Here is a 24372-nt window from a genome sequence, read left to right on the forward strand (position 1 = left end):
CAGCGCCGATGGTAGTTGGGGGTTTCCCCCTGTGAGAGTAGGACGCCGCCAAGCTTCTATAAAGATCAGTTCCAGTCGGAACTGGTCTTTTTTGTGTTTTTGAGAGGTTTGATACCATATAAATGTGGAAATAATATTGTTAGTTGAGCGATTATCTTGAAAAATCGATCGAAAAAATTTATAGTAAGATTAAAGTCAAATATAGTCAAAGTCAATGGAGGAGGAGGCGGAGTGGCACAAAATATTTCTGATATCATCGAGCAGTATTTGAAGGAAGTCTTGGATCAGAACGGTCGAGAAATATTAGAAATTAAGCGCAATGAAATTGCAGATAAATTTCAATGCGTACCTTCACAAATTAACTATGTTATCAATACACGCTTTACGAGCGAGAGAGGCTATATCGTTGAAAGTAAGCGTGGCGGCGGTGGCTATATCCGCATCATTAAAGTCAAAATGAATGATGAAGTCGACTTATTGAACAACATTATTTCCCAAATATATCATCGTTTATCACAGGCTGCATCTGATCATATCATCATGCGTCTTGTTGAAAATAACATTTTATCTGAAAGAGAAGCTAAGATGATGATTAGTGTCATGGACCGTTCTGTATTGCATATTGATTTACCTGAACGTGATGAACTGCGTGCTCGGATGATGAAAGCGATGTTAAATGCTTTGAAATTAAAGTAAAGCGGGTGAAAAGATTGATTTGTCAAGAATGTAATGAGAGACCAGCCACTTTTCACTTTACGAAAGTTATAAATGGAGAAAAACAAGAAATGCACATATGTGAACAATGTGCAAAAGAAAACAGTGATTCATATGCTATGAGTGGAAACCAAGGTTTCTCGATTCACAACTTATTATCAGGCTTATTGAATATTGATCCTAGCTTCACCACAAGTGCTAACAAGGGCTCGTCTATTTTTCAAGAAGCGAAAGAAGTGGATCAATGTCCTAAGTGTGGCTTAACCTTTCAGCAGTTCAGAAAAACAGGCCGATTTGGCTGTGCAGAATGCTATCGTACATTTGATCAGTATCTGAACCCTGTTTTACGGAAAGTCCATAGTGGAAATACAGTCCATAATGGGAAAGTCCCAAAACGAATTGCCGGCAGCCTGCATGTTCGCCGGAAACTTGAGTTAATGCAGCAAGAGCTGAAGCAGCTGATTGAACAGGAAGAGTTCGAAAAGGCAGCGGAAGTTCGAGATCAAATTCGTGCATTAGAGCATGAGCAATCTCAGCAGAGGGAGGGAGATTAACGACATGTCGCTCCAGCATTTTATTCAAGACGCTCTAAGTCAGTGGATGAAACAAAAAGGACCAGAAAGTGACATTGTTCTAAGCAGTCGCATCCGGCTAGCTCGCAATCTAGAGCATGTTCGTTTCCCAACTCAGTTTTCTCAAGCTGAAGCTGAAGCTGTTCTCCAGCAATTCGAGCAAAAGTTTGCTAGTCAGGAAGTGAAGGACATTGGAAACTTTGTTCTGATTCGAATGAATGAAACGCAGCCTTTAGCAAAGAGGGTACTTGTTGAAAAGCATTTGATTAGCCCCAATTTAGCTGAATCAAGATTTGGCGGCTGTTTGCTTTCTGAAAATGAAGAAATCAGTGTGATGCTGAATGAAGAAGACCATATTCGAATCCAATGCTTATTCCCAGGTTTTCAGCTAGCCAATGCACTAAAAGCGGCTAATCAGGTAGATGACTGGATTGAAGAGCAAGTGGATTATGCGTTTTCTGAAAAGCGAGGATACTTAACAAGCTGTCCGACCAATGTAGGTACAGGTATTAGGGCTTCGGTCATGATGCATTTACCAGCATTAGCGCTCACAAGACAAATGAATCGGATTATTCCGGCCATTAATCAATTAGGTCTTGTGGTCAGAGGAATTTATGGTGAGGGCAGCGAAGCAATAGGAAACATCTTTCAAATATCAAACCAAATGACACTTGGTCAATCAGAAGAGGACATTGTAGATGACTTGAATAGTGTGACCGCTCAGCTCATTGAACAAGAGCGATCTGCACGAAAAGCTTTATATCAAACATCTAAAATTGAACTTGAGGACAGAGTGTACCGTTCCTTAGGGATTTTGGCCAATTGTCGTATGATTGAATCAAAGGAAACAGCAAAGTGTTTGTCAGATGTGCGGCTTGGAATTGATTTAGGTATCATTAAGGGGCTTTCAAGTAATATACTGAATGAACTCATGATTTTGACTCAGCCTGGCTTCCTTCAACAATATTCAGGAGGAGCATTGAAGCCAAATGAACGAGATATAAAACGAGCAGCGATTATTAGAGAAAGGCTGCGCTTAGAAATGCATAGGAATGGACAGGAGGATGAAACGATATGATGTTTGGAAGATTTACTGAAAGAGCTCAAAAGGTATTAGCACTTGCACAAGAAGAAGCCATTCGCCTAGGCCATAAAAACATAGGTACTGAGCACATTTTACTTGGCCTTGTACGTGAAGGTGAGGGCATCGCTGCCAAAGCGTTAGAAGCACTGGGCCTTGTTTCAGATAAAATCCAAAAAGAAGTCGAAAGCTTGATTGGAAGAGGGCAAGAGGTGTCTCAAGCTATTCCTCATTATACGCCTAGAGCGAAGAAGGTCACTGAGCTTTCAATGGATGAAGCAAGAAAGCTAGGTCATTCCTATGTAGGGACAGAACATATTCTATTAGGTCTTATTCGTGAGGGAGAGGGTGTCGCTGCCCGTGTATTAAATAACCTTGGAGTGAGCTTAAATAAAGCACGTCAGCAAGTCCTGCAGCTGCTTGGAAGCAATGAAACAGGTGCATCTGCGGCAGGCTCTAATAGCAATGCCAATACACCAACACTAGATAGCTTGGCAAGAGATTTGACAGCTATTGCAAAAGAGGACAGCTTGGACCCTGTCATTGGCCGAAGCAAAGAAATCCAACGTGTCATTGAGGTTCTAAGTAGAAGAACAAAAAATAACCCTGTGCTGATTGGTGAGCCTGGTGTTGGTAAAACAGCCATCGCAGAAGGTCTTGCACAGCAAATTATTCATAACGAAGTGCCTGAAATCCTGCGCGATAAACGAGTGATGACACTGGATATGGGAACTGTTGTAGCTGGGACGAAATATCGTGGTGAATTCGAGGATCGTTTGAAAAAAGTGATGGATGAAATTCGTCAGGCAGGAAATATCATTCTCTTTATCGACGAGCTTCATACACTCATTGGTGCTGGTGGAGCAGAGGGCGCGATTGATGCGTCTAATATCTTGAAGCCATCCTTAGCACGTGGTGAGCTTCAATGTATTGGGGCAACAACGTTAGATGAGTACCGTAAATACATTGAAAAGGACGCTGCGCTTGAACGACGTTTCCAGCCAATTCAAGTAGATCAGCCGTCTGTTGATGAAAGTATTCAAATCTTAAGAGGGCTTAGAGACCGGTATGAAGCACATCACCGTGTGTCTATTACAGATGAAGCGATTGAGGCGGCGGTGAAGCTGTCTGACCGTTATATTTCTGACCGATTCCTTCCAGATAAGGCGATTGATTTAATTGATGAGGCAGGTTCGAAAGTCCGTTTACGTTCGTTCACAACACCGCCTAATCTAAAAGAATTAGAGCAAAAGTTGGATGAAGTACGCAAGGAAAAGGATGCGGCAGTTCAAAGTCAAGAATTTGAAAAAGCAGCTTCTCTTCGCGATACAGAACAGCGTTTGCGTGAAAAAGTAGAAGTGACAAAGAAATCATGGAAAGAAAAGCAGGGACAAGAGAATTCAGAGGTATCTGTAGATGATATCGCAATGGTTGTTTCCAGCTGGACGGGAGTGCCTGTTTCGAAAATTGCTCAAACGGAGACAGATAAGCTTCTGAACATGGAACAATTGCTCCACTCTCGCGTGATTGGACAGGATGAAGCGGTTGTCGCTGTAGCCAAAGCGGTGAGACGTGCGCGTGCTGGCCTGAAAGATCCGAAGCGTCCAATCGGCTCCTTTATCTTCTTGGGTCCAACAGGGGTTGGTAAAACAGAGCTTGCAAGAGCACTCGCTGAGTCTATTTTCGGTGATGAAGAAGCAATGATCCGTATTGATATGTCTGAATACATGGAGAAACACTCTACATCCAGACTTGTTGGGTCACCTCCAGGCTATGTGGGCTATGATGAAGGTGGACAGCTGACTGAAAAAGTGAGAAGAAAACCTTATTCTGTCGTTCTTTTAGACGAGATTGAAAAGGCTCATCCAGATGTATTTAATATCTTACTACAAGTGTTAGAAGATGGTCGTCTGACTGATTCTAAAGGGCGTACCGTTGACTTTAGAAATACGATTTTGATCATGACATCAAACGTTGGAGCTAGTGAGCTGAAGCGCAATAAATATGTTGGCTTTAACGTGCAGGATGAAAGTCAAAATTACAAGGATATGAAAGGCAAAGTGATGGGCGAGTTGAAACGTGCGTTTAGACCTGAGTTTATCAACCGTATTGATGAAATCATTGTCTTCCACTCGCTTGAGAAGAAACATCTCAAAGAGATCGTGTCTCTCATGTCTGATCAATTGACAAAACGATTAAAAGAACAAGACCTATCAATTGAATTGACGGAAGCAGCAAAAGCGAAAATTGCCGACGAAGGAGTAGATCTTGAGTACGGTGCGCGTCCGTTAAGAAGAGCGATTCAAAAGCATGTAGAAGATCGACTTTCTGAGGAGCTTCTGAAGGGGAATATTGAAAAAGGTCAACATATCGTATTAGATGTGGAAGATGGAGAAATTGTCGTAAAAGCGACGGCTGCTACGAACTAATATAGTAAGAAAAAAGTGTGAGGCATACCAGTAAGGTGTATGCCTCCCTTTACTTATTTTCTGACCAGTATAAGGAGTTGTATTCTTCAATCTATGGCTAAGACAAAATCAAAATTTATATGCCAATCGTGCGGTTATGAGTCAGCCAAATGGATGGGGAAATGTCCAGGCTGCGGCACGTGGAACAGTATGACAGAAGAGGTCGTTCGCAAAGAGCCGGCAAACCGTCGAAGTGCTTTTAATCATTCTGTTCAAACCATTCAAAAACCTTCACCTATATCTGCAATTGAAACATCCGAAGAACCCCGAATTAAAACAAATTTAGAAGAATTTAACCGAGTATTAGGAAGTGGAATTGTCAAAGGTTCTCTTGTTCTCATCGGCGGAGATCCTGGGATTGGGAAGTCCACATTGTTATTACAAGTATCAGCACAGCTCTCAGACAAAAATCAGAATGTGTTATACATATCTGGTGAGGAGTCCATTAAACAAACGAAGCTAAGAGCGGACCGCCTTGGCATTGAAAGCGCCTCTTTACATGTTTTGGCTGAAACCGATATGGAGTATATAACGTCTGCTATACAGGAGATGAAACCTGCTTTTGTTGTGGTGGATTCGATTCAAACCGTTTACCAAAGCGATATCACGTCAGCTCCCGGCTCTGTATCTCAAGTTAGAGAATGTACAGCGCAGCTGATGAAGATTGCCAAAACAAATGGTATTCCTATTTTTATCGTTGGTCACGTGACCAAAGAAGGCTCGATCGCAGGTCCACGCCTTTTAGAGCATATGGTGGACACAGTTCTTTATTTTGAAGGCGAGCGTCATCATACGTTTCGTATTTTACGGGCGGTCAAAAACCGATTTGGTTCAACGAATGAATTGGGAATTTTTGAAATGAGAGAAGAAGGGCTCACGGAAGTATTAAACCCATCAGAAATCTTTTTAGAAGAGCGGTCGGCAGGTGTATCTGGTTCGTGTGTTGTTGCCTCAATGGAAGGAACAAGACCCGTACTTGTCGAGATACAGGCGTTAATTTCCCCGACAAGCTTTGGGAATCCGCGAAGAATGGCCACTGGCCTTGATCATAATCGAGTATCGCTGCTCATGGCAGTTTTAGAAAAACGCGTGGGGCTGCTGCTGCAAAACCAAGATGCCTATTTAAAGGTCGCAGGCGGTGTGAAGCTTGACGAACCGGCGATTGACTTAGCTATTGCCGTCAGTATTGCATCAAGCTTTAAAGATGCAGCGCCGCATCAAGCGGATTGCTTTATAGGAGAGGTCGGTCTGACGGGAGAAGTCAGAAGAGTATCAAGAATTGAACAGCGAGTGCAGGAAGCTGCAAAACTAGGATTTAAGCGAATGTTTATTCCTCAGGCGAATATAGACGGATGGAAAAAGCCGAGAGGGATTGAGTTAGTTGGTGTAGAAAATGTAGCGGAGGCACTTCGAATTTCACTAGGGGGATCATAGAAATGGAAAAAGAGAAAAAAGGAGCGAGAGAACTCGATCTCTTAGATATTGTACAGTTTGTGGCACCAGGAACACCTCTGCGGGCAGGAATTGAAAACGTCCTGAGAGCCAATACTGGCGGGCTCATTGTTGTTGGTTATAATGACAAAGTAAAGAGTGTAGTAGATGGAGGATTTCACATTAATTCAGCCTTCTCCCCAGCACATTTATATGAATTGGCGAAGATGGATGGGGCCATTATTCTTAGCGATTCTGGTCAAAAAATCTTGTATGCGAATACACAGCTGATGCCAGATGCAACCATCCATTCATCGGAAACTGGCATGAGGCACCGGACGGCTGAACGTGTAGCAAAGCAGACAGGCTGCTTAATCATTGCTATTTCTGAACGGAGGAACGTCATTACCTTATACCAAGGGAATCGTCGTTATACGCTGAAAGATATTGGCTTTATTTTAACAAAGGCTAATCAAGCCATTCAAACACTTGAGAAATATAAAACGATTTTAGATCACGCCATTTCTGCATTAAGCGCCCTAGAATTCGAAGAACTTGTGACCTTTGGGGATGTATTATCCGTGCTGCACCGCTACGAAATGGTACTCAGAATCAAAAATGAGATCAATATGTATATCAAAGAGCTTGGAACAGAGGGACACTTGATCCGTCTGCAGGTCAATGAATTGATTACAGATATGGAGCAGGAAGCGGCTTTATTTATTAAAGATTACGTGAAAGAAAAGATCAAAGATCCGTATGTGCTGCTTAAACAACTTCAAGATATGTCGAGCTTTGAGCTGTTAGATGATTCCATTCTGTACAAGTTACTTGGATATCCCGCTTCTACAAATATTGACGAATATGTGTACACAAGAGGATACAGATTGCTCCATAAAATCCCTAGACTGCCAATGCCAATCGTCGAAAATGTGGTTGAAGCATTTGGTGTGCTAGATCGAATTATGGAAGCAGATGTACAAGAATTGGATGAAGTAGAAGGAATTGGAGAAGTAAGAGCGAAAAAGATAAAAAAAGGATTAAAAAGGTTACAAGAAAAACATTATATCGACCGTCAGCTTTAAGAAGAGAAATTTTCCTCTACTACGGTTAAAAATGGATGAATATGGGTATATTAATGATGGTTTTGTTTTCTGTTGTTCATGATAGGAAACTTAAACATATATCAATGTCAGATGAAGGTGGATTGACAGATGAAAAATAAAGGAGGTGAAGGTATGTTAAAAAGAATCGTTCAGGCGTTTTTTATCATTTTGGGTGCAGTTGTGGGGATTTTTATCATTCCAGAGTTATTTCTGCTTTTAAATGTAAAGGACATACCTTTCATAACAAATGCTTACTCTTCAGCACTAATAGGAGCCGTTGTGTTCTTCATCATTGGTAAATGGTGCACAGGTTATGTGGTAAATTGGGTGAAATGGATCGAGGATTCTCTATTGAAGGCGCCTCTTCCTGATCTTATATCTGGAAGTTTCGGATTAGTATTTGGACTTATTCTAGCATATCTTATTGTAAACGTGATCCCGCTAAACAATATCCCATATCATATTTTTGGTACCATTATTCCGATTTTCCTGGCTTTCTTTTTAGGATACCTTGGGTTTCAGGTAGGCTTTAAGAAGAAGGATGAAATGATAGGGCTGTTCTCCCGATCTGCAAAGGTCACAAAGAAAAAAGGAGCAGCTGATGATGAACCTGAAATAGAAGATAAAAAGCTGAAAATTTTAGACACAAGTGTTATCATTGATGGAAGAATCGCAGATATTTGCCAAACTGGATTCTTAGAAGGTGTCATGGTCATTCCTCAATTTGTACTCGAGGAATTACAGCATATTGCAGACTCTTCAGATGTATTAAAGAGAAATAGAGGCCGAAGAGGTCTTGATATTTTAAATCGTATTCAAAAAGAATTGGATATCAAAGTTGAAATTTACGAAGGTGACTTCGAAGACATTCAAGAGGTTGATAGCAAGCTTGTGAAGCTGGCGAAATTAACTTCAGGTGTAGTTGTGACCAATGATTTTAATTTAAATAAAGTATGCGAACTTCAAAAAGTAGCAGTGTTAAACATCAATGATCTAGCCAATGCCGTTAAGCCGGTTGTACTGCCTGGGGAAGAAATGAAGGTACAGGTCATCAAAGATGGGAAAGAGCATAACCAAGGTGTTGCTTACTTAGATGACGGGACGATGATTGTGGTCGAGGAAGGACGCAATTACATTGGAAAAGACATTGACGTGCTCGTCACAAGTGTGCTGCAGACTGCTGCTGGAAGAATGATTTTTGCGAAGCCAAAACTTCTGGAGAAGGCGCTCTAAAGGGAGAACGAACATGTATTATGAAGTAGTTATTCCGGCTGCGGGGCAGGGGAAACGAATGAAGGCCGGCCGCAATAAGCTTTTTATTGAGCTGAAAAGAATGCCGGTCATCATTCATACACTAAAGGTGTTTGACGCTCATGCGCAATGCAAACGAATGATCCTAGCGATCAATGAAGAGGAGCGTCAAGACTTTGAAAGGCTACTCAAGGTACACGCTTTTCAAACGCCTGTTTCACTTGTCACTGGCGGTGAAGAACGTCAGCAAAGTGTATACGAAGGATTAAAGGCTGTGAAAGATGCGGACATCGTGCTTGTTCATGATGGGGCAAGGCCTTTTATTAAGCATACACAGATTGACTTGCTCGTTAAAGCGGCGATTGAAAAAGGCTCCGCAGTTGTAGCGGTACCAGTGAAAGACACAATCAAACGCGTTCAAGAAGGCAAAGTGGAACAAACCATTGAACGTCAGAGCTTGTGGGCAGTCCAGACCCCACAAGCTTTTCGTCATTCTATTTTAAAAGAGGCGCATGAATATGCGGAGCGGACAGGCTTCCTTGGAACAGACGACGCCAGTCTTGTTGAACAATTACAAGGTGAGAATGTGTATATTGTCCAAGGAGACTATACCAATATTAAGCTGACAACACCGGATGATTTATTGGTTGCCAAGGCAATTATGGATGCGGAAAGAGGGTACTAGATCATGTTGAGAATAGGACAAGGTTTTGATGTACATCAATTAACAGAGGGAAGACCTCTAATTATCGGCGGGGTCACCATCCCTTATGAAAAGGGACTGCTAGGGCATTCAGATGCTGACGTACTGCTTCACACAGTGGCAGATGCATGCCTGGGTGCGATTGCTGAAGGAGATATCGGCAGACATTTCCCAGACACAGATCCTGAGTTTAAGGATGCAGATTCTTTTAAATTATTGCAGCATGTGTGGGCACTTGTGAAAGAAAAGGGCTACACTCTTGTGAATATTGACTGCACCATCATGGCGCAAAAGCCAAAAATGGCACCTTACATACAACCGATGTGTGAGAAAATTGCAGAAGCGCTTGAGGCAGATGTCACACAGGTGAATGTCAAAGCAACAACGACAGAGAAACTCGGATTTACAGGAAGAGGAGAAGGAATTGCCTCTCAGGCAACAGTGCTTCTTCAGAAAAAGTAAAATCCATTTTGATGAGAATAGGTTTTGATGATAAAATACGTTTATAAAAAATTGGTGTCAGACAACATGATGCAGATGAAAGGAAGTTAAACTCATGGGAAATGAAGTGCGTGTTCGTTATGCACCGAGTCCAACTGGTCATTTACATATTGGGAATGCTAGAACGGCTCTTTTCAACTATTTGTTCGCACGCAGCCAAGGCGGCAAATTTATTATTCGAATCGAGGATACGGACCAAAAGCGTAATGTAGAAGGCGGGGAGGAAAGCCAGCTTCGCCACCTGCAATGGCTCGGTATTGATTGGGATGAGAGCATTGATAAAGATGGCGGTTACGGTCCTTACAGACAATCAGAGCGTAATGATATTTACAAAAAATATTATGACGAACTGTTAGAGAAGGACTTGGCGTATAAGTGCTATTGTACGGCTGAAGAGCTAGAGGCAGAGCGTGAAGCACAAATCGCCCGCAGTGAAATGCCTCGATATTCTGGTAAATGCAGTCATTTATCAAAAGAAGAAGAGGACAAACTGATTGCTGAAGGAAGAGAGCCAAGCATCCGCTTCCGAGTGCCAAAAGGAGAAATCATCAAATTTGACGACATGGTCAAAGGTGAAATTTCATTTGAAACAGACGGCATTGGTGACTTTGTTATTGTGAAAAAAGATGGCACGCCAACTTATAACTTTGCCGTAGCCGTGGATGATCATTTGATGAAAATGACTCACGTTCTTCGCGGAGAAGATCATATTTCAAATACCCCTAAACAAATCATGATTTTTCATGCATTTGGCTGGGATGTTCCGCTATTCGGACATATGACGTTGATTGTGAACGAGAACCGCAAGAAATTAAGTAAACGTGATGAATCAATTATTCAATTCATCGAGCAATATAAGAATTTAGGCTATTTACCTGAAGCCCTGTTTAACTTCATTGCATTACTTGGATGGTCTCCAGTAGGCGAAGAAGAACTGTTTACAAAAGAGCAATTCATCGACATTTTCGATGTAAACCGACTTTCTAAGTCACCAGCTCTATTCGATATGCATAAACTAAAATGGGTGAACAACCAATACGTGAAAGCACTTGATCTTGATCAGGTAGTGGCACTAACACTTCCGCATCTTCAAAAAGCAGGCAAGGTAAGTGAGCAGCTGACTGAAGAAGAAAACACGTGGGTACGCAAGCTTATTTCTCTGTATCACGAACAATTAAGCTACGGAGCAGAAATTGTTGAGTTAACAGAGTTGTTCTTTAAGGAGCAAATTGAGTATAATCAAGAGGCAAAGGAAGTTCTAGCAGAGGAGCAAGTACCAGAAGTGATGGCATCCTTTGCACGTCAGCTTGAACAGCTTGAGTCTTTCACACCTGATGAAATCAAGGCTGCCATTAAAGCGGTACAAAAAGAAACAGGGCATAAAGGCAAGAAACTATTCATGCCGATTCGTGTGGCTGTCACAGGACAAACGCATGGCCCAGAACTTCCGCAAAGTATTGAATTACTAGGTAAAGAAACGGTATTAAACCGCATTAAACAAATATAAGGAAATCGTTGCGAGGGAGAAGTACAATGTACTCGTCCATCACAGAAAGAGTCTCCACCGGCTGAAAGAGACTTATGGACAGACATTGGAAATGCACCCTCAAGACCCTTGAGGAACACGTACGTTAGTATGCAAGGGCGGTACCCTCCGTTATGGGATTAAGTTGAGAAGGCTGAAAGATAAGTAGCTTTCTAAACAGAGTGGAACCGCGTTTTCAAAACGTCTCTGTCATTTGGCAGAGGCGTTTTTTATTTGTCCAAAAAAAGAGAGCAAGTCCTAAGAGAGATTCATGGGGAAGAACGGGGGGAGCATGTGTTTTTCAAAATGCTGAAAGAAGATATTGATACTGTGTTTGATCAAGATCCTGCTGCTAGAAGCTATATTGAAGTAGTGCTTACCTATTCAGGGCTTCATGCGATTTGGGCTCACCGTATTGCGCACGCATTTTATAAACGGAAGCTGTATTTTATTGCGCGGATCATTTCTCAGGTCAGCCGCTTTTTCACAGGGGTGGAAATTCATCCGGCGGCAACCATTGGCAGGCGGTTCTTCATTGATCACGGCATGGGCGTCGTGATCGGGGAAACATGTGAAATTGGAGACAACGTCACTGTTTTCCAAGGCGTGACATTAGGGGGAACAGGGAAAGAAAAGGGAAAGCGGCATCCGACCATTTTAGATGATGCCCTCATTGCGACAGGTGCCAAGGTGCTTGGTTCTATCACGGTTGGAAAAGGGTCCAAGATTGGTGCAGGGTCGGTCGTGTTAAAAGACGTCCCAGACCATTCCACTGTTGTAGGTATACCTGGGCGAGTGGTCGTTCAAAATGGAAAGAAAATCAATCGTGATCTCAACCATCAAGATTTGCCAGATCCAGTTTCCGATCGTTTTAAAGAATTGGAACGAGAAATGGAAAAGCTAAAAGGTGAGCTGGCTTCATTGAGCAGAAAGGAAGAACAATCATGACAATCAATATTTATAATACATTGACACGTAAGAAGGAAGAATTTGTCCCGCTTGAGCCAGGAAAGGTCAAGATGTATGTGTGCGGACCAACCGTTTATAACTACATTCATATCGGGAATGCTAGACCTGCTATTGTTTATGACACTGTACGTAAGTATTTAGAATACAGCGGTTACGATGTGAACTTTGTATCAAACTTTACAGATGTGGATGATAAACTCATCAAAGCAGCCAATGAACTCGGAGAAGATGTGCCGACAATTGCTGATCGTTTTATCCAAGCTTACTTCGAAGACGTCAGTGCGCTCGGCTGCAAAAAAGCAGACCTTCACCCGCGAGTGACGGAAAACATGGATGATATCATTGCGTTTATTGCGACATTGATTGAAAAAGGCTACGCCTATGAAGCAGATGGTGACGTGTATTACAGCACACGATCATTTGAAGGTTATGGAAAGCTTTCTCACCAATCAATTGATGAACTGAAGACGGGTGCTCGTATTCGTGTAGGTGAAAAGAAACGAGATGCGCTGGACTTTGCTCTTTGGAAGACTGCAAAGGATCAGGAAATCTCTTGGGATAGCCCGTGGGGCAAAGGACGCCCAGGATGGCACATCGAATGCTCGGCAATGGTCAAAAAATATTTAGGTGATACGATCGACATTCATGCTGGCGGACAGGATTTAACATTCCCTCACCATGAGAATGAAATTGCCCAATCTGAGGCTTTGACAGGGAAGCCTTTTGCGAAGTATTGGATGCATAACGGGTATATTAATATCGATAATGAAAAAATGTCAAAATCACTTGGCAACTTTGTGCTGGTGCATGACATTGTGAAAGAACAAGATCCTGATGTGCTCCGCTTCTTTATGTTGTCGGTTCACTATCGCCACCCAATTAACTACTCAATGGATTTATTAGAAAGTACAAAGAGTGCGTTTAACCGACTCAAGACATCGTATGCGAATTTACATCACCGTCTTGAGAGCAGTACGAATATTACGGAAGATAATGCTGAATGGCTGGAAAAAATTGAAGAGCAGCGTGCGACATTTGTTTCTGAAATGAATGATGACTTCAATACGGCAAATGCGATCTCTGTTTTATTCGAATTAGCAAAACAGGCGAATTATTATATGGAAAATGATCATACTTCGGAGGAAGTGATCAAGGCATTTATCGGCTTGTTCCAAGAAATTACGTCTGTTCTCGGCTTCTCATTAGAAGAAAAGCACACGCTTGACGAAGAGGTAGAAGCGTTAATTGAAAAACGCAATGAAGCTAGAAGAAATCGTGACTTTGCTCTATCTGATCAAATTCGTGATCAATTAAAGAACATGAATATTGTGTTGGAGGACACTCCTCAAGGTACTCGCTGGAAAAGAGGAGAATAGGCAATGTTGAATTTTGAAAAGCTGAAAGACGGTAAACAGCTGAACGGACTTGCGCTGGCTTATATGGGTGATGCCATTTTTGAAGTATATGTGAGGCATCACCTCCTCCAAACGGGGGCGACAAAACCCAATGAGCTGCACAAACGAGCAAGCAAAATTGTTTCAGCTAAATCACAGGCTGCTATTTTATTTACGCTTCAGCAGCAAGGCTTTTTCACTGAAGCAGAAGAAGCGGTGCTGAAAAGAGGAAGAAACGCAAAATCAGGCACAGTGCCTAAAAACACAGACGTTCAAACGTATCGTTATAGTACAGCGTTTGAAGCGCTTATGGGTTATTTATTTATCGAAAAGCAGGACGAACGCTTAGAAGAGCTGATTGGTCAGGCGATTGAAATCGGAACGTCAGGGAGGAAGACAAATGAGTCAGCAACATGATTATGTCATTGGGAAAAATGCAGTGATTGAGACACTGAAGTCAGATCGGGAGTTATACAAGCTCTGGATGGCGGAAAACACTGTAAAAGGACAAGCCCAGCAGGTCATTGAACTCGCTAAAAAGCAAAATATCACCATTCAGTATGTTCCGAGGAAAAAGCTTGATCAAATGGTTACAGGTCAGCACCAGGGAATCGTTGCACAAGTAGCAGCATATGAATATGCAGAATTGGACGATCTGTATCAAATCGCTGAAAAGCGGAATGAGCAGCCTTTCTTTCTGATTTTAGATGAAATTGAAGACCCGCATAATTTAGGATCTATTATGCGTACGGCAGATGCTGTAGGTGCACACGGGATTGTCATTCCGAAAAGGAGAGCGGTCGGTCTAACAACAACAGTTGCTAAGGCATCCACTGGAGCAATTGAGCATATCCCTGTTGCAAAAGTGACCAATCTTTCAAGAGCCCTTGATGAAATGAAAGAAAGAGGAATCTGGGTTGCGGGAACAGATGCGTCTGCTAAACAGGATTACAGACAATTTGATGGCACAATGCCGCTGGCTCTTGTGATTGGCAGTGAAGGAAAAGGAATTGGCCGATTGATTAAGGAAAAGTGTGATTTTCTGATTAAACTGCCTATGGCCGGGAAGGTTACTTCGTTAAACGCATCAGTTGCTGCTGGTCTATTGATGTATGAAGTGTATCGAAAACGTTATCCGTTAGGAGAATAGAGATGGATATCCTCTTAGTCGATGGATACAACATGATAGGTGCATGGCCTCAGCTGCAGCACTTAAAGGAAAACAGCTTTGAAGAAGCCAGAGACGTGCTGATTCAACATTTAGCAGAATATCAAGCCTACACTGGGTATCGAGTCATTGTCGTATTCGATGCCCATATGGTCAAAGGAATTGAAAAGAAGCGGACTAACCACCGAGTAGAGGTCATCTTTACGAGAGAGAATGAAACGGCAGATGAGCGGATTGAAAAGCTGGCGCAGGATTTGAATAATATTCGGACGCAAATTCATGTGGCAACCTCAGATTTTACGGAACAATGGGCTATTTTTGGACAAGGAGCTCTTCGGAAGTCGGCTCGTGAGCTTTTAAGAGAGATTGAAGTGATAGAACGAAAGATTGAAACGAGGGTCAAAAAGATTACGTCTGATAAACCAGCATCTAAGATTGAATTGTCAGAAGATGTATTGAAAACGTTTGAAAAATGGCGGCGCGGGAATCTGGAATAGCTTGACGATATTTCAACCATTAATGTATAATATTTCTATCTAGGTGCGGTCGGGGGGATCGAAGTGAATCTAAACAACAGCAAGGGTAAGTCCATCAGAGAGCAATTTTGCCAGTTGGAAGATGAACAAGTCATTGAAAGGGTTCATGTCGGAGATAGTGATGCGCTAGATTATTTAATAACGAAATACCGCAATTTTGTACGTGCGAAAGCAAGATCTTATTTCTTGATAGGAGCGGATCGAGAGGACATTGTCCAAGAGGGAATGATCGGACTTTATAAGTCTATCCGCGATTTCAGAGAGGACAAGCTTACTTCATTTAAGGCTTTTGCAGAATTATGTATTACCCGCCAAATTATCACCGCAATTAAAACAGCTACTCGCCAAAAACATATCCCGTTAAATTCCTATGTATCATTAGACAAGCCGATCTACGATGAAGAATCGGACAGAACATTATTGGATGTCATTTCCGGTGCTAAAGCGCTTAACCCAGAAGACTTAATCATTAGCAAAGAAGAATTTGATGATATCGAAATGAAGATGGGTGAACTGCTAAGCGAGCTGGAAAGAAAGGTACTTGTGCTTTATCTCGATGGCAGATCCTATCAAGAGATTTCGGAAGATTTAAACCGTCATGTGAAATCAATTGATAACGCACTCCAAAGAGTAAAGAGAAAATTAGAGAAATATTTAGAGCTTCGCGAGATTAGTCTCTAATCAAACCTATATTGACAGCTTTTTCGACACTGTGATAAGGTACTAATGAAATGATGTCGAGAAAATAGGTGTAAATATGAGGAAAAAGATTACTCTAGCCTGTAAAGACTGCGGAAGCCGCAATTATACGACAATGAAAAGTGTTGCTTCAGCAGCTGAAAGATTAGAAGTTAAGAAATATTGCAAGACTTGTAATTCACATAAAACACATTTAGAAACGAAGTAAGATTTGCGTTCTTTAATCTGTGGAGGTCTTTTACATGCGTATTATCAGTTTCTTAAAAAGTGTCGGAAAAGAAATGAAAAAGGTCAGCTGGCCAAAGAAGAACGAAATGGTCCGCTACACAATCACTGTTATTTTAACAGTCGTATTCTTTGCCATCTTTTTCTCTTTTCTTGATATAGGAATCTCACAATTAATCGAATTAATTCATTAATACTTGAATAATGGTCTGCTGAACGTGCTATAATAGATCATAATATGACTTGCCAAAAAACCCGTTTTACGGGTTTTTTCAATTGCTTGAAAATATTTACCGTTACTCGAGATTCGTCAAATAGACATTATGAAATGTGGGGAGGGAAGGACTAAATAGTCCTGAACGAAAATGGAAAAGAATTGGTATGTTGTGCATACGTACTCTGGCTATGAAAACAAAGTAAAAGCGAATTTGGAAAAGCGTGTTGAATCAATGGGCATGCAGGATAAAATCTTCCGCGTCGTCGTACCAGAAGAAGAAGAAACGGATATTAAAAATGGTAAGAAAAAAGTCGTCAAAAAGAAGGTATTCCCTGGCTATGTTCTAGTGGAAATTGTGATGACTGACGACTCTTGGTATGTTGTTCGTAATACACCAGGTGTCACTGGATTCGTTGGATCAGCTGGATCAGGCTCAAAGCCGACTGCACTGCTGCCAGGCGAAGCCGAAACCATTCTGAAGAGAATGGGTCTTGAAGAACGCAAAACAGAAATCGACTTTGAACTGAAAGAAACAGTTAAGGTCATTGATGGACCATTTGCTAACTTCACTGGATCGATTGAAGAAATTGATTACGATAAAAGCAAAGTCAAAGTATTCGTTAATATGTTTGGTAGAGAAACACCTGTTGAACTTGAGTTCACGCAGATCGATAAATTGTAATTTAAAAGAGCTTGAAATGAGTGTATAGAAGTGGTAATATAGCAAAGGTACGTCTTGAGTTCACTCAAGATCGCTAGCTAGTTATTTCGTCATTCATATAAAGAATGAAGTTGTTGAGTGGGAGGGGGATTCCCCTATTACCACATCACGGACTTTAAGGAGGTGTGTCTCGTGGCTAAAAAAGTAGTTAAAGTTGTTAAATTGCAAATTCCTGCTGGAAAAGCTAACCCAGCTCCACCAGTTGGACCTGCACTAGGTCAAGCCGGTGTTAATATCATGGGATTCTGTAAGGAGTTTAACGCTCGTACAGCTGACCAAGCTGGTCTTATCATTCCTGTTGAAATTTCGGTTTTTGAAGACCGTTCATTTACATTTATTACTAAAACTCCACCTGCTGCAGTTTTACTTAAAAAAGCAGCTGGTATTGAGTCTGGTTCTGGTGAACCTAACCGTAATAAAGTGGCAACTGTTAAGCGTGATAAAGTACGCGAAATCGCGGAAACAAAAATGCCTGACTTAAACGCTGCTAGCGTTGAATCAGCTATGCGCATGGTTGAAGGTACTGCACGCAGTATGGGTATTGTCATCGAAGATTAATTTTTTGTCTTGTTGGGTTGCGAGTTTGGTTTTGACAAGTTCGCAACCCTTATTCGTGGGAGGTTATTCCGCTAAAACCACATAAGGAGGATTTTTATAATGGCTAAAAAAGGTAAAAAGTATGTAGAAGCTGCTAAGCTGATCGATCGTACAAAAGCGTATGATGTAGCTGAAGCTGTTTCTCTTACAAAAAAAGCAAATACAGCTAAATTTGATGCGACTGTAGAAGTTGCTTTTCGTTTGGGCGTAGACCCTCGTAAAAACGATCAACAAATCCGCGGTGCAGTTGTACTTCCTAACGGAACTGGTAAAACTCAACGCGTTCTTGTGTTCGCTAAAGGCGAAAAAGCAAAAGAAGCAGAAGCTGCTGGAGCAGACTACGTTGGAGATTCTGATTACATCACTAAAATCCAACAAGGCTGGTTCGAATTCGATGTAATCGTTGCGACACCTGACATGATGGGTGAAGTTGGTAAGATCGGTCGTGTACTTGGACCAAAAGGTCTTATGCCAAACCCTAAAACAGGAACTGTAACGTTCGAAGTTGAAAAAGCAATCAATGAAATCAAAGCTGGTAAAGTAGAGTACCGCGTTGATAAAGCTGGTAACATCCACGCGCCAATCGGAAAGGTTTCTTTCGAGGACGAAAAGCTTGTTGAGAACTTTGCAACAATCTATGACACAATCCTTAAAGCAAAACCTGCAGCGGCTAAAGGTGTATACGTGAAAAACGTTTCTGTTACATCTACTATGGGCCCAGGCGTGAAAGTGGATCCATCTTCTTTCTCTGCAAAATAATTCTTGACTTATGACAACCATTTTGATAATATCAAAATGTTGTAAAATAGAATAATGTCCATTTATACCGTAGACAGCAGGGGCCTTATGGCTTAATTAACCCGCCGAGGTGTATATGTCACAGTCTTACGTTAACGTATGCTTGTATATACAGCCTCCATGTCTTAATGGAGGCTTTTTATATGGAGAACCGTTCGTTAGGAACGTGATGGCCTGATCGGTATAAGTGTTACACAAAGAATGTACAGGAGGTGTAACCATGAGCAATGCAATCGATACTAAAAAAGTTGTCGTTGATGAAATTACTTCTAAATTTAAAGATAGTATGTCTACTGTCATTGTAGATTACCGCGGTCTTTCAGTTTCTGAAGTGACTGAACTTCGTAAACAGCTTCGTGAAGCTGGCGTAGAATTCAAAGTTTACAAAAACACTTTGACTCGCCGTGCAGTTGAACAAGTTGAACTAACGGGTTTAAACGATTTCTTAACAGGTCCAAACGCTATCGCATTCAGTAACGAAGATGTTATCGCACCTGCGAAAATCATCAACGAATTTGCGAAAAGCCACGAAGCTTTAGAAATCAAAGCTGGTGTCATCGAAGGAAACGTAGCGACTGTAGAAGAAGTGAAGGCTCTTGCGGAACTTCCGTCTCGCGAAGGCTTACTTTCTATGTTGCTTAGCGTTCTTCAAGCTCCAGTTCGTAATCTTGCTCTTGCTACTAAAGCAGTTGCAGATCAAAAAGAAGAACAAGGCGCTTAATGCGTACTTTACGTTTACGTAAAAAAACTTAAAATGGAGGAATTACAAATGGCTTTAAATATCGAAGAAATCATTGCTTCAGTTAAAGAAGCAACTGTACTTGAGTTAAACGACTTAGTAAAAGCAATCGAAGAAGAATTTGGCGTAACTGCTGCTGCTCCTGTAGCTGTAGCTGCTGGTGGCGGTGCTGCTGCTGAAGAAAAAACTGATTTTGATCTAGTACTTGCTGGTGCTGGAGACCAAAAAATCAAAGTTATCAAAGTGGTTCGTGAAATCACTGGTCTTGGCTTGAAAGAAGCTAAAGAACTTGTTGACAACACTCCAAAACCACTTAAAGAAGGTATTGCTAAAGAAGAAGCTGAAGAACTTAAAGCTAAGCTTGAAGAAGTTGGCGCTTCTGTAGAAGTTAAGTAATCTTCGCCTAATCTTTTGGGAAAGCTCGCTTTTACTGGCGGGCTTTTTCTTTTCTAATCTCCTGAAACGATTGAATCCAGAGGAGGTCCATTCACCATGAGTGACCACTATTATACGGAAAAGCCATCAGTGAAAAGCAATAAACAGACATGGGACTTCACCTTGAGAAACCGTACCTTTACTTTTACAAGTGACAGTGGAGTGTTTTCTAAGAAAGAAGTCGACTTTGGTTCAAGGCTTTTAATTGAAGCTTTCGAAGAACCTGACTTGGATGGCGATGTCTTAGATGTCGGTTGCGGTTATGGACCGATCGGCTTATCGTTAGCAAACGAAATGACTAGCCGTACCATTCATATGATTGATGTGAACGAAAGAGCAGTCGAACTTTCAAAGGAAAACGCTAAACATAATCGCATTGATAATGTTCGCATCTATCAAAGTGATTTGTTCTCGAATGTTCATTCCTCAGCTGCTTTTGCCTCTATACTGACCAATCCCCCAATACGGGCAGGGAAGAAAGTTGTACATGCGATCTTTGAAAAAAGTGCTGATCATTTATTGCCGGAAGGTGAGTTGTGGGTGGTTATTCAGAAAAAGCAAGGTGGACCATCTGCGATTGAAAAATTAGAGCAGCTCTTTGGAGAAGTCGAGGTTGTGCTGAAAAAAAAGGGCTACTATATCATCAAAGCTAAAAAAGTTTGACGCAGTTTCCTAGCTGTGTTAACATTATAAAATGCCAATGTGTATATTTTGCTTGATAGGCTTAAAAAACAACTATTTTGTATAAATTATGCATACTTGGGAAAACTAATAAAATCGGTATTTGTTTTTGGATGTGGTTTTCTTATTTTAGAAACCCTTTTTTCTTTTGTCTTGTAAAAGTATTTCTTTACTGACATTTGAAAGACAGAAATACTTTTTACACATATAATACGCATGATTTGAGGGGTGAATCAGTTGACAGGTCAACTAGTTCAGTATGGACGACACCGCCAGCGCAGAAGCTACGCACGCATAAGCGAAGTGTTAGAATTACCAAATCTCATTGAAATTCAAACCTCTTCTTATCAGTGGTTTCTTGATGAGGGTCTTAGAGAGATGTTTCAAGATATATCCCCAATTGAGGATTTTACTGGTAACCTTTCTCTTGAATTCATTGATTACAGCCTAGGGGATCCTAAGTATCCTGTAGCAGAATCAAAAGAACGTGATGTAACTTACTCTGCTCCACTAAGAGTAAAAGTTCGTTTAATTAACAAAGAAACTGGAGAAGTAAAAGACCAAGATGTGTTCATGGGGGATTTCCCAATCATGACAGACACAGGTACTTTTATCATTAATGGTGCGGAACGTGTAATCGTTTCTCAGTTAGTGCGTTCTCCAAGTGTATATTTCAGTGGTAAAGTAGACAAAAACGGTAAAAAAGGTTTTACTGCGACTGTCATTCCAAACCGTGGCGCATGGTTAGAATACGAAACTGATGCGAAGGATGTAGTCTATGTACGCATCGATCGCACACGTAAGTTGCCGGTTACGGTTCTTTTGCGTGCTCTCGGCTTCAGCTCTGATCAAGAGATTCTTGACCTCATTGGCGAGAATGAATACTTACGCAACACACTGGAAAAAGACAATACAGAGAATGCGGATAAAGCACTTCTCGAAATCTACGAGCGCCTCCGTCCTGGAGAACCGCCAACTGTTGAAAATGCGAAAAGCTTGCTAGACTCTCGCTTCTTCGATCCGAAGAGATATGACCTAGCAAATGTTGGACGCTACAAGATTAATAAGAAGCTTCATATTAAAAATAGACTGTTCAATCAAAAATTGGCTGAAACGCTAGTTGATCCTGAAACAGGTGAAATTCTAGCAGAAAAAGGTCAAATTTTAGACAGAAGAGTTCTTGATAAAGTTCTTCCATACTTAGAAAACGGCATCGGATTTAGAAAGCTTTATCCTAATGGTGGCGTAGTAGAAGATGAAGTAGAACTTCAATCTATTAAGATTTATGCACCGACTGATCAAGAAGGCGAGCAAGTGATCAACGTGATTGGTAATGCATATGTAGAGGAAGCTGTGAAAAACATCACGCCTTCTGACATCATTGCGTCAATCAGTTACTTCTTCAACCTTCTTCATGGTGTAGGTGACACAGATGATATCGACCACCTTGGTAACCGTCGTCTGCGTTCTGTAGGTGAACTTCTGCAAAACCAATTCCGTATTGGTCTAAGCAGAATGGAGCGTGTTGTCCGTGAAAGAATGTCAATTCAAGACACAAACACGATCACACCTCAGCAGCTGATCAACATTCGTCCTGTGATCGCTTCTATCAAAGAGTTCTTTGGTAGTTCTCAGCTTTCTCAGTTCATGGATCAAACAAACCCGCTTGCTGAATTGACGCACAAACGTCGTCTGTCAGCGCTTGGACCGGGTGGTTTGACACGTGAGCGTGCAGGAATGGAAGTTCGTGACGTTCACTACTCTCACTATGGACGTATGTGTCCGATTGAAACACCAGAGGGTCCAAACATTGGTTTGATCAACTCTCTATCTTCATTTGCAAAAGTGAATCGCTTCGGATTTATCGAAACACCTTACCGCCGGGTTGATCCTGAAACTGGTAAAGTGACACCGAGAATCGATTACTTAACTGCTGATGAAGAGGATAACTACGTAGTAGCACAAGCGAACGCTCAGTTAGCTGATGATGGTTCGTTTATCGATGATAATATCATTGCTCGTTTCAGAGGGGAAAACACCGTTGTTCCTCGAAACCGCGTTGACTACATGGACGTTTCGCCAAAGCAGGTTGTTTCTGCAGCGACAGCATGTATCCCATTCTTAGAAAACGATGACTCTAACCGTGCTCTAATGGGAGCGAACATGCAGCGTCAGGCTGTGCCTTTGATGCAGCCAGAATCACCGATTGTTGGTACAGGTATGGAGTACGTATCAGGTAAAGACTCTGGTGCTGCTGTCATCTGCCGCTACCCAGGTGTTGTAGAACGTGTAGAAGCAAAAAATATTTGGGTTCGCCGTTATGAAGACGTTGACGGACAACAAGTCAAAGGAAACCTAGACAAATACAGCCTGCTGAAATTTGTTCGCTCTAACCAAGGGACTTGCTACAACCAGCGTCCTATCGTAAGTGTTGGAGATGAAGTCGTTAAAGGGGAAATCCTTGCAGACGGTCCTTCTATGGAAAAAGGTGAATTGGCTCTAGGACGTAACGTCATGGTCGGCTTCATGACTTGGGACGGTTACAACTACGAGGATGCGATCATCATGAGTGAGCGCCTTGTAAAAGATGACGTCTACACGTCTATTCATATTGAAGAATATGAATCAGAAGCTCGTGATACAAAGCTTGGACCAGAAGAAATCACTCGTGATATTCCAAACGTTGGGGAAGATGCTTTACGCAACCTTGACGAGCGCGGAATCATCCGTATTGGTGCAGAAGTAAAAGACGGAGACCTTCTTGTAGGGAAAGTAACGCCTAAAGGTGTAACTGAACTAACAGCTGAAGAACGTCTATTACATGCAATCTTCGGTGAAAAGGCTCGTGAAGTTCGTGATACGTCACTTCGTGTTCCACACGGCGGCGGCGGAATTATCCACGATGTAAAAGTCTTCAACCGTGAAGATGGAGATGAATTACCTCCAGGTGTAAACCAGTTAGTCCGCGTATACATCGTTCAGAAGCGTAAGATTTCTGAAGGTGACAAAATGGCCGGACGACATGGTAACAAAGGGGTTATCTCTAAAATCCTTCCAGAAGAAGATATGCCGTATCTTCCAGACGGAACACCGATCGATATCATGTTAAACCCTCTAGGGGTACCATCTCGTATGAACATCGGTCAGGTACTTGAGCTTCATATGGGTATGGCTGCACGTTACCTTGGCATCCACATTGCGTCACCAGTATTTGATGGTGCGCGCGAGGAAGATGTTTGGGAAACGCTTGAAGAAGCAGGTATGTCCCGTGATGCGAAAACAGTCCTTTATGACGGTCGAACTGGTGAACCATTCGACAACCGTGTATCTGTCGGAATCATGTACATGATCAAACTGGCTCACATGGTTGACGATAAACTTCACGCTCGTTCAACTGGACCATACTCACTTGTTACGCAGCAGCCACTTGGCGGTAAAGCACAGTTTGGTGGTCAGCGTTTCGGAGAGATGGAAGTATGGGCACTTGAAGCTTACGGTGCAGCATATACACTTCAAGAGATCTTAACAGTTAAATCGGATGACGTTGTGGGTCGTGTGAAAACATACGAAGCCATCGTCAAAGGGGATAACGTACCTGAACCAGGTGTCCCTGAATCATTCAAAGTGTTAATCAAAGAACTTCAAAGTTTAGGTATGGATGTGAAAATCCTATCTGGCGATGAAGAAGAGATAGAAATGAGAGATTTAGAAGACGATGAGGAAACGAAGAAAGCAGACGGATTAGCGTTATCTAATGACGAAGATGCTGCAGACCTCGCACCTGTCGATCTTGAACGTGACGCAGTCACAAAAGAATAGCAGAAACGATTAGAGCAAGTGA

25 protein-coding genes and 2 other annotated features are annotated in these 24372 nt (G+C 41.8%); all 25 genes read left to right on the forward strand.

Features of this window, described 5'->3' with window-relative positions:
- Positions 1 to 231: 231 nt before the first annotated feature.
- The 25 genes from EV579_RS18335 to rpoB all read left to right on the forward strand — a co-directional run bounded on the left by EV579_RS18335 (position 232) and on the right by rpoB (position 24350).
- A complete protein-coding gene (locus EV579_RS18335) occupies positions 232 to 696 on the forward strand; it encodes a CtsR family transcriptional regulator (protein ID WP_003217184.1) in 465 nt (154 codons plus the stop codon).
- A gap of 14 nt (positions 697 to 710) precedes the next feature.
- Entirely contained in the window at positions 711 to 1268 is a 558-nt protein-coding gene (mcsA, locus tag EV579_RS18340) for a protein-arginine kinase activator protein McsA (protein WP_024425862.1), read from the forward strand.
- Positions 1269 to 1272: 4 nt separating this feature from the next.
- Positions 1273 to 2364, forward strand: coding sequence for a protein-arginine kinase McsB (mcsB, locus tag EV579_RS18345; RefSeq protein ID WP_073203486.1), 1092 nt, complete (start codon positions 1273 to 1275; stop codon positions 2362 to 2364).
- Entirely contained in the window at positions 2361 to 4796 is a 2436-nt protein-coding gene (gene clpC / locus EV579_RS18350; protein WP_007496263.1) for an ATP-dependent protease ATP-binding subunit ClpC, read from the forward strand. The genes mcsB and clpC overlap by 4 nt, the downstream gene beginning before the upstream one ends.
- Positions 4797 to 4889: 93 nt before the next feature.
- Entirely contained in the window at positions 4890 to 6269 is a 1380-nt protein-coding gene (radA, locus tag EV579_RS18355) for a DNA repair protein RadA (RefSeq protein ID WP_025092231.1), read from the forward strand.
- A 2-nt stretch (positions 6270 to 6271) separates the two neighbouring features.
- Positions 6272 to 7351, forward strand: coding sequence for a DNA integrity scanning diadenylate cyclase DisA (disA, locus tag EV579_RS18360; RefSeq protein ID WP_024425581.1), 1080 nt, complete (start codon positions 6272 to 6274; stop codon positions 7349 to 7351).
- Positions 7352 to 7504: 153 nt separating this feature from the next.
- Positions 7505 to 8605 carry a PIN/TRAM domain-containing protein gene (locus EV579_RS18365; protein WP_024425582.1) on the forward strand — a complete coding sequence of 367 codons (1101 nt, stop codon included), beginning with the start codon at positions 7505 to 7507 and terminating at the stop codon, positions 8603 to 8605.
- Positions 8606 to 8618: 13 nt separating this feature from the next.
- On the forward strand, positions 8619 to 9308 hold the full coding sequence (gene ispD, locus EV579_RS18370; RefSeq protein WP_024425583.1) for a 2-C-methyl-D-erythritol 4-phosphate cytidylyltransferase: 690 nt from the start codon (positions 8619 to 8621) through the stop codon (positions 9306 to 9308).
- A 3-nt stretch (positions 9309 to 9311) separates the two neighbouring features.
- Complete coding sequence (gene ispF / locus EV579_RS18375) at positions 9312 to 9788, forward strand: 2-C-methyl-D-erythritol 2,4-cyclodiphosphate synthase (protein WP_003216928.1); 477 nt, start codon at positions 9312 to 9314, stop codon at positions 9786 to 9788.
- A 94-nt stretch (positions 9789 to 9882) separates the two neighbouring features.
- The gene (gene gltX, locus EV579_RS18380) at positions 9883 to 11334 is read left to right on the forward strand and encodes a glutamate--tRNA ligase (RefSeq protein WP_133744999.1); all 1452 of its coding nucleotides are present in this window, start codon (positions 9883 to 9885) and stop codon (positions 11332 to 11334) included.
- Positions 11334 to 11564, forward strand: a binding site (T-box leader). (Overlaps the previous gene by 1 nt.)
- Before the next feature lie 82 nt (positions 11565 to 11646).
- Positions 11647 to 12300: a serine O-acetyltransferase gene (gene cysE / locus EV579_RS18385; protein WP_024425585.1), complete on the forward strand. Its 654-nt coding sequence runs from the start codon at positions 11647 to 11649 to the stop codon at positions 12298 to 12300.
- On the forward strand, positions 12297 to 13697 hold the full coding sequence (gene cysS / locus EV579_RS18390; RefSeq protein ID WP_133745000.1) for a cysteine--tRNA ligase: 1401 nt from the start codon (positions 12297 to 12299) through the stop codon (positions 13695 to 13697). Before cysE ends, cysS begins: the two co-directional genes overlap by 4 nt.
- A gap of 3 nt (positions 13698 to 13700) precedes the next feature.
- A complete protein-coding gene (locus EV579_RS18395) occupies positions 13701 to 14132 on the forward strand; it encodes a Mini-ribonuclease 3 (protein WP_024425587.1) in 432 nt (143 codons plus the stop codon).
- On the forward strand, positions 14116 to 14865 hold the full coding sequence (gene rlmB / locus EV579_RS18400) for a 23S rRNA (guanosine(2251)-2'-O)-methyltransferase RlmB (RefSeq protein ID WP_024425588.1): 750 nt from the start codon (positions 14116 to 14118) through the stop codon (positions 14863 to 14865). Before EV579_RS18395 ends, rlmB begins: the two co-directional genes overlap by 17 nt.
- Positions 14866 to 14867: 2 nt before the next feature.
- On the forward strand, positions 14868 to 15380 hold the full coding sequence (rae1, locus tag EV579_RS18405; protein ID WP_024425589.1) for a ribosome-dependent mRNA decay endonuclease Rae1/YacP: 513 nt from the start codon (positions 14868 to 14870) through the stop codon (positions 15378 to 15380).
- Between the two features lie 63 nt (positions 15381 to 15443).
- Positions 15444 to 16100 carry an RNA polymerase sporulation sigma factor SigH gene (gene sigH / locus EV579_RS18410; RefSeq protein WP_008345424.1) on the forward strand — a complete coding sequence of 219 codons (657 nt, stop codon included), beginning with the start codon at positions 15444 to 15446 and terminating at the stop codon, positions 16098 to 16100.
- A gap of 76 nt (positions 16101 to 16176) precedes the next feature.
- Entirely contained in the window at positions 16177 to 16326 is a 150-nt protein-coding gene (gene rpmG, locus EV579_RS18415; RefSeq protein ID WP_008356502.1) for a 50S ribosomal protein L33, read from the forward strand.
- Positions 16327 to 16360: 34 nt separating this feature from the next.
- Complete coding sequence (secE, locus tag EV579_RS18420; RefSeq protein ID WP_008345422.1) at positions 16361 to 16537, forward strand: preprotein translocase subunit SecE; 177 nt, start codon at positions 16361 to 16363, stop codon at positions 16535 to 16537.
- A 171-nt stretch (positions 16538 to 16708) separates the two neighbouring features.
- Positions 16709 to 17242, forward strand: coding sequence for a transcription termination/antitermination protein NusG (gene nusG, locus EV579_RS18425; RefSeq protein ID WP_003217197.1), 534 nt, complete (start codon positions 16709 to 16711; stop codon positions 17240 to 17242).
- Between the two features lie 171 nt (positions 17243 to 17413).
- The gene (gene rplK, locus EV579_RS18430; RefSeq protein WP_003216956.1) at positions 17414 to 17839 is read left to right on the forward strand and encodes a 50S ribosomal protein L11; all 426 of its coding nucleotides are present in this window, start codon (positions 17414 to 17416) and stop codon (positions 17837 to 17839) included.
- A gap of 99 nt (positions 17840 to 17938) precedes the next feature.
- Positions 17939 to 18637, forward strand: coding sequence for a 50S ribosomal protein L1 (gene rplA / locus EV579_RS18435; protein ID WP_017359164.1), 699 nt, complete (start codon positions 17939 to 17941; stop codon positions 18635 to 18637).
- Between the two features lie 49 nt (positions 18638 to 18686).
- Positions 18687 to 18827 (forward strand) — a sequence feature (ribosomal protein L10 leader region).
- 69 nt (positions 18828 to 18896) lie between these two features.
- On the forward strand, positions 18897 to 19397 hold the full coding sequence (gene rplJ, locus EV579_RS18440) for a 50S ribosomal protein L10 (RefSeq protein WP_024425590.1): 501 nt from the start codon (positions 18897 to 18899) through the stop codon (positions 19395 to 19397).
- A gap of 48 nt (positions 19398 to 19445) precedes the next feature.
- Entirely contained in the window at positions 19446 to 19811 is a 366-nt protein-coding gene (gene rplL / locus EV579_RS18445) for a 50S ribosomal protein L7/L12 (protein ID WP_008345418.1), read from the forward strand.
- 96 nt (positions 19812 to 19907) lie between these two features.
- A complete protein-coding gene (locus EV579_RS18450; protein WP_024425591.1) occupies positions 19908 to 20513 on the forward strand; it encodes a class I SAM-dependent methyltransferase in 606 nt (201 codons plus the stop codon).
- Between the two features lie 255 nt (positions 20514 to 20768).
- The gene (gene rpoB, locus EV579_RS18455) at positions 20769 to 24350 is read left to right on the forward strand and encodes a DNA-directed RNA polymerase subunit beta (RefSeq protein ID WP_024425866.1); all 3582 of its coding nucleotides are present in this window, start codon (positions 20769 to 20771) and stop codon (positions 24348 to 24350) included.
- The last annotated feature ends 22 nt before the right edge of the window (positions 24351 to 24372 follow it).

The sequence above is a fragment of the Bacillus sp. BK450 genome (assembly GCF_004364885.1).
Classification (GTDB): Bacteria; Bacillota; Bacilli; order Bacillales; family Bacillaceae; genus Bacillus; species Bacillus safensis.

What these genes read in the sequence shown, in the direction of transcription:
- rplA (WP_017359164.1), top strand. Translation starts at nt 17,939, where the DNA reads ATGGCTAAAAAAGGTAAAAAGTATGTAGAAGCTGCTAAGCTGATCGAT.
- secE (WP_008345422.1), top strand. Translation starts at nt 16,361, where the DNA reads ATGCGTATTATCAGTTTCTTAAAAAGTGTCGGAAAAGAAATGAAAAAG.
- rpmG (WP_008356502.1), top strand. Translation starts at nt 16,177, where the DNA reads ATGAGGAAAAAGATTACTCTAGCCTGTAAAGACTGCGGAAGCCGCAAT.
- ispD (WP_024425583.1), top strand. Translation starts at nt 8,619, where the DNA reads ATGTATTATGAAGTAGTTATTCCGGCTGCGGGGCAGGGGAAACGAATG.
- rplJ (WP_024425590.1), top strand. Translation starts at nt 18,897, where the DNA reads ATGAGCAATGCAATCGATACTAAAAAAGTTGTCGTTGATGAAATTACT.
- clpC (WP_007496263.1), top strand. Translation starts at nt 2,361, where the DNA reads ATGATGTTTGGAAGATTTACTGAAAGAGCTCAAAAGGTATTAGCACTT.
- nusG (WP_003217197.1), top strand. Translation starts at nt 16,709, where the DNA reads ATGGAAAAGAATTGGTATGTTGTGCATACGTACTCTGGCTATGAAAAC.
- radA (WP_025092231.1), top strand. Translation starts at nt 4,890, where the DNA reads ATGGCTAAGACAAAATCAAAATTTATATGCCAATCGTGCGGTTATGAG.
- EV579_RS18450 (WP_024425591.1), top strand. Translation starts at nt 19,908, where the DNA reads ATGAGTGACCACTATTATACGGAAAAGCCATCAGTGAAAAGCAATAAA.
- cysS (WP_133745000.1), top strand. Translation starts at nt 12,297, where the DNA reads ATGACAATCAATATTTATAATACATTGACACGTAAGAAGGAAGAATTT.
- rlmB (WP_024425588.1), top strand. Translation starts at nt 14,116, where the DNA reads ATGAGTCAGCAACATGATTATGTCATTGGGAAAAATGCAGTGATTGAG.
- rae1 (WP_024425589.1), top strand. Translation starts at nt 14,868, where the DNA reads ATGGATATCCTCTTAGTCGATGGATACAACATGATAGGTGCATGGCCT.
- gltX (WP_133744999.1), top strand. Translation starts at nt 9,883, where the DNA reads ATGGGAAATGAAGTGCGTGTTCGTTATGCACCGAGTCCAACTGGTCAT.
- ispF (WP_003216928.1), top strand. Translation starts at nt 9,312, where the DNA reads ATGTTGAGAATAGGACAAGGTTTTGATGTACATCAATTAACAGAGGGA.
- EV579_RS18395 (WP_024425587.1), top strand. Translation starts at nt 13,701, where the DNA reads ATGTTGAATTTTGAAAAGCTGAAAGACGGTAAACAGCTGAACGGACTT.
- rplL (WP_008345418.1), top strand. Translation starts at nt 19,446, where the DNA reads ATGGCTTTAAATATCGAAGAAATCATTGCTTCAGTTAAAGAAGCAACT.
- EV579_RS18365 (WP_024425582.1), top strand. Translation starts at nt 7,505, where the DNA reads ATGTTAAAAAGAATCGTTCAGGCGTTTTTTATCATTTTGGGTGCAGTT.
- mcsB (WP_073203486.1), top strand. Translation starts at nt 1,273, where the DNA reads ATGTCGCTCCAGCATTTTATTCAAGACGCTCTAAGTCAGTGGATGAAA.
- disA (WP_024425581.1), top strand. Translation starts at nt 6,272, where the DNA reads ATGGAAAAAGAGAAAAAAGGAGCGAGAGAACTCGATCTCTTAGATATT.